Raw genomic sequence first — 4,620 nt, 5'->3', positions numbered from 1 at the left:
GGCGGCGGTCGCGGCTCGGTGGCTGCAGTCGCGCGCCGTCATGGGATCTGTACGAGCCTGATCTACCGCTGGCGCCGACAAATGGAGAACGGTGACCTGATGGGCGAGGTGCCGCATCTCGTCCCGGTGCGGGTGCTCGAAGCGTCGGTGCCAGTCGACGCGACGCCCTCCACGTCGGCGCCGATCACGACACCCGAGCCGTGCCGGACCGACCGTCGTCCAGGTCTGGTTGAGGTGGTCCTCGCCAACGGCCGGACGCTGCGGGTTGCCGAGGACATCGCTCCTGCGGTGCTGCGCCGGCTGGTCGGCGTTCTGGAGGCCGGATGATCACGGTTCCCGCCGGCGTCCGGATTTATCTGGCGATGGGGCCGACGGAGGTTCTCAAGCAGGATCCGTTCGCCGGTCATCTGTTCGTCTTCCGCGGCCGGCAAGGACACCTCGTCAAGGTGCTGTACTGGGATGGCCAGGGATTTTGCCTGTTCGCCAAGCGGATGGAGAAAGGGCATTTTGTCTGGCCGATCAGCCGGGAGGGAACCGCGGTGCTCACCCCGGCGCAGTTGGCCATGCTCCTGGAAGGCATGGAGTGGCGCTCCCCGCAACGCGCCGTCCGGCCTGAAGTGGCGGGGTGAGTCCCGGAAGCCACGCTCGTCCGGCAACAGCGCCGCCGCTGTGATACGGTCTGGTCGTCGGCATGGCGGCTGGGTAGACTCCGGGCATGTCGTCCATTCCCGACGCCCTGCCCACCGATGTCGAGGCGCTGCACGCGATCATCGCCGCGCAAGCCGCTGAACTGGCTGCCGCAAAGGCTGGGCTGATGGCCAAGTCGCTCGAGGTGGAAAAGCTCAGGATCCAGCTTGCCCGGCTCCGCCGGATGCAGTTCGGCCGGTCCTCCGAAAAGATCGCCCGCGAGATCGAACAGCTCGAGCTGGCGCTGGAGGATCTGGAAGCCACGGCTGCCGGAGCTTCCCAGCCGCCGGGCACCTCGCCGCCGGCCGCACCCGAGCGGCGAGCCAGGAGTGGGCGACGTCCGTTGCCGGAGCACCTGCCGCGCCAGGATGTGGTGCACAAGCCCGCCGATGCCTGTCCTTCCTGCGGCGGCGCCATGCGGCATGTGGGCGAGGACGTCACCGAGATACTGGATTACATTCCCGGCCATTTTACCGTCATCCGCCATGTCCGTCCCGCCGTCTCCTGCCGGTGCTGCGAAACCATGGATCAGGCGCCGATGCCTTCGCTGCCGATCCCGCGCGGCCTGCCGTCCGCCGGGCTGCTTGCCCATGTCCTGGTAAGCAAATACTGCGATCACCTGCCGCTCTACCGTCAGTCCGCCATCTACACCCGCGAGGGCATGGACCTGGAGCGCGCTCTGCTGGCTGATTGGGTTGGCAAAGCGGCGGCCTTGATGGCGCCGCTGGTGGAGGCGGCAGGCCGACACGTGCTGGCGGGTTCCGTGCTGCACGCGGACGACACGCCGGTTCCGGTGCTCGATCCGGGACGGGGGCGGACAAAGACGGGACGGCTGTGGGTATACCTGCGTGATGAACGCCCGCATGCCGGACCGGCGCCGCCGGCTGTGCTGTACCGTTACACGCCCGATCGCAGGGGCGAGCATCCGCAAGGAGTGCTCGCGGGCTTCCACGGGCACCTGCATGCCGATGGCTATGCCGGGTTCGAGGCGCTGTACGGAACCGGAAACGGTCGAGCCGCCGTCGCTGAGGTCGCCTGTTGGGCGCATGTGCGTCGCAAGATCTTTGATGAGCATGCCTCTACCGGGTCACCCCTGGCCGAGGAGGCGCTGAAGCGGATCGGGACGCTGTTCGACATCGAACGCGAACTGACCGGCCGACCTCCGGCGGAGCGCCAGCAAGTTCGCCAGACCAGGGCCAAGCCTGTGCTCGATGCCCTGGCGGCTTTCTTCGACAGCACGCTGGCACGCCTCCCCGGCAGGAGCGATCTGGCGGCGGCTATCCGCTACGCACGCTCGCGCTGGGCGGCGCTGACCCGCTACGTCGAGGATGGCCGGCTGGAGATCTCCAACAATGCCGCCGAACGCGCCATCCGACCCTTGGCCATCGGCCGACGCAACTGGATGTTCGCCGGTTCCGATACCGGCGGCATTCGAGCCGCGGCAATCTTCACTCTTATTGAAACCGCCAAGCTTAACGGGCTCGATCCGCAAGCCTACCTGCGGGACGTTCTCGGCCGCATCGCAGACCATCCGATCAACCGTATCGGAGATCTGCTGCCCTGGAACATCACCGCCCAATAATCATGCTGATCGGCAGCGTCAATACCCTTCAGCCGCAGCATTGAGCTGACGCTTACGTTATGGCAGGGCGGGGTCAGTTTGCGAAAGAGCCGTGAGATTGAGCGTATTTACAACTCAGCCGCGAACTGCCGGGCGAGACCCTCCAGTGTCATATTTTCAGCTATGGCATCGTGAGGAATAAGCACGTAAATCCACGGTTTGCCCTGATAGCTTGCGGCGTGCTCCGTCGCGCGACGGCACCATTCAACGGCAACATCTTTTTTTGCGAGAACATCGGGAACTGCCATCTGATTGGAGGCCTTAGGCTCCAACATGAAGATGCGCGTCTCTGTCTCGGCAACGAAATCCGGCTGGTATTCCAGGTCCTCGATGCCGCTGCGATAGAAGAGCTGAAACTGGCCTCGGGCTGGCTTGAACCATTTCAGTGATTCCCTCTCCAAGACGACCGCTAACTTTCGCTCGGCATCGGACTGGAATTTCTGAGTTGGATAGAGGCAGCGCGAGAACCCGCCAAAAAGGTAGCGCGACATGTTGCTCTTATCGAACGGCGAGATGCGGAAATCCAAGGGCGCCTCGTCAGCTGCCGCAGTGTAGGCGCTGTTTCGAAGCTCAGTGAAACCACGAGTGATTACGACATCATATGCAACTTGATTGTCTTGCCAGAAATGTTTCTGCATCTGCACGTGGACAAAATTTGCGATTTCCTTCTGATGGAGCCGCAGCACCTTCCGCGCATCGTCGTCAGAGAGGTAACACCGAAAGTGGCGAGTGACCTGTTCGGCCAAGTCGTAGAGCAAATCAGCGTGCTCATCGTAGGAGACGTCGTCGAAATCGATGAGGCCGCTGACAACGTAGTCTTCGAGACGTTGTTCATCCATGGGTCCAGCACCCACACCGATCCTATCGACCTGACCAGTCCGCAGGTGGGCGGCCCAAAGCGTTTCATTTGGCGCTTCGTACCGCATTCGGGAGAGATCGAGGGTAAACGGCCGGTACCCCGATTTCACTTCGCCTCTCGGGACCACGAGGATGCGTGGGATATCGATGGTCTGCTGGACAACTATCTCGGCGGTTTTAGCCACGATCGCGGCCAAGTTGGGTTTAGTCGAGATCCCGTCAAGTTCCATCTGTGCTGGCCGATATTGGCTCTCCACCTCGCGAAGCAGTGTTGCCTGCACCTCCGGCCTCTGGAGATGGCCGACACTTGGTAACCATGATGGCTGGGTCTCAAGCTTCCGGATGACGTCATAGGTGATCTTGGCGATCTTCTGCTCATCGGCGTTAAAAACTGACTGCGCCTCATGGACGCGGCCAGCGGCCGAGGATGACGCACTATCAGACTGAAGCCCGAGTTTTGAGGCGAGCTGAGGTTGGGAGACGATAGTAACTGTCTTCTGCTGAAGCTGATCGTTCGATAGAATTACCTGCTGCAGCCGAATTGTGGAGTCGGGCTTCTTCGCCTCATCTACGATTTCCTGGAAACGATCGTGAGCCACGATGTTGAGCCGGTCGACGGCAATCACGCCGGTGCGCTTGCCGTACGGCAGTCGAAGTCCGCGCCCGATAGACTGCTCGATCAGCGTGCGGGCGTTCGCGGCGCGCAGCGGCACGATCGTGTAGAGATTGGTGACATCCCAGCCTTCTTTGAGCATGTTAACGTGGATCACAATTTCGGTCGGCTCTTCCGTGTGCTCAACCTTGAGCAGCCGCTCAACCGTTTCCTCTTCCTTGACGCTGGAATCAACCTGAATGACCTTGTCCGTGTAGCGTCCAGCAAAGAATGCGTTGGACTTGATGAGCTGCATCAGTTCCGCCGCGTGCGTCGTGTCCCGAGCAATGACCAGCATAAACGGCTTGACGATGCGCTCGTCAAATTGACGCGCATAGGTTTCCAACTCTACCTTGACGCTCTCATGCAAACGCACACCGTCTTCAAGCTTGATCTGCTCGATCAACTCTGGAGACTTCCCCACTGGTGAGAAATTCTCCCGCGTTACTACCGCCGGCTCTTTCACGAAGCCATCGGACATCGCCTTCCCAAGCGGATAGTCGAAGATCACGTTCTGAAACGCGACTGGTCCGCGCGCTGTCTCGACGAAGGGGGTCGCGGTCAGCTCCAGACCAATGACCGGCTTCAGTTCGTTGATGGCGCGGATGCCCGCCGATGCGCGATAGCGATGCGACTCGTCCATGATCAGGACAAGGTCATCGAGACCGGCTAGATACTCGAAGTAGCTTTCTCCGATTTCCTCCTTGAAGCTGCGAATTTTGGGTGACCGACCCCCGCGCACCTCAGAATTGATTTTCGAGATATTGAAGATGTTGATCGTAGTAGGACAGAGATGTCCGCC

The 4,620-nt window shown here is 61.3% G+C and carries 4 protein-coding genes; 3 read left to right on the top strand and 1 reads right to left on the bottom strand.

All coding sequences use genetic code 11. The features are described 5' to 3' along the window. The first annotated feature begins 81 nt into the window (after window positions 1-81). From AC5JJ6_RS42420 to tnpC, 3 genes are all read left to right on the top strand, one after another. Window positions 82-327: a hypothetical protein gene (locus tag AC5JJ6_RS42420; protein ID WP_496047841.1), complete on the top strand. Its 246-nt coding sequence runs from the start codon at window positions 82-84 to the stop codon at window positions 325-327. Further along, window positions 324-629 carry an IS66 family insertion sequence element accessory protein TnpB gene (gene tnpB / locus AC5JJ6_RS42415; protein WP_496047840.1) on the top strand — a complete coding sequence of 102 codons (306 nt, stop codon included), beginning with the start codon at window positions 324-326 and terminating at the stop codon, window positions 627-629. Before AC5JJ6_RS42420 ends, tnpB begins: the two co-directional genes overlap by 4 nt. Window positions 630-715: 86 nt before the next feature. Further along, window positions 716-2,269 carry an IS66 family transposase gene (tnpC, locus tag AC5JJ6_RS42410; RefSeq protein ID WP_496047839.1) on the top strand — a complete coding sequence of 518 codons (1,554 nt, stop codon included), beginning with the start codon at window positions 716-718 and terminating at the stop codon, window positions 2,267-2,269. A gap of 107 nt (window positions 2,270-2,376) precedes the next feature. Here tnpC and AC5JJ6_RS42405 read toward each other — a convergent pair. Further along, window positions 2,377-4,620, bottom strand: a 2,244-nt coding sequence (locus AC5JJ6_RS42405) for a DEAD/DEAH box helicase (RefSeq protein WP_496047838.1), incomplete at its 5' end; no start/stop codon positions are given.

The organism is Skermanella sp. (assembly GCF_059503625.1).
This window is presented reverse-complemented; position numbering and strand designations above follow the sequence as displayed.

Bases quoted from the DNA above. Each gene is read 5' to 3' on its own strand.
- tnpC (WP_496047839.1), top strand. From the start codon at position 716: ATGTCGTCCATTCCCGACGCCCTGCCCACCGATGTCGAGGCGCTGCAC.
- AC5JJ6_RS42420 (WP_496047841.1), top strand. From the start codon at position 82: ATGGAGAACGGTGACCTGATGGGCGAGGTGCCGCATCTCGTCCCGGTG.
- tnpB (WP_496047840.1), top strand. From the start codon at position 324: ATGATCACGGTTCCCGCCGGCGTCCGGATTTATCTGGCGATGGGGCCG.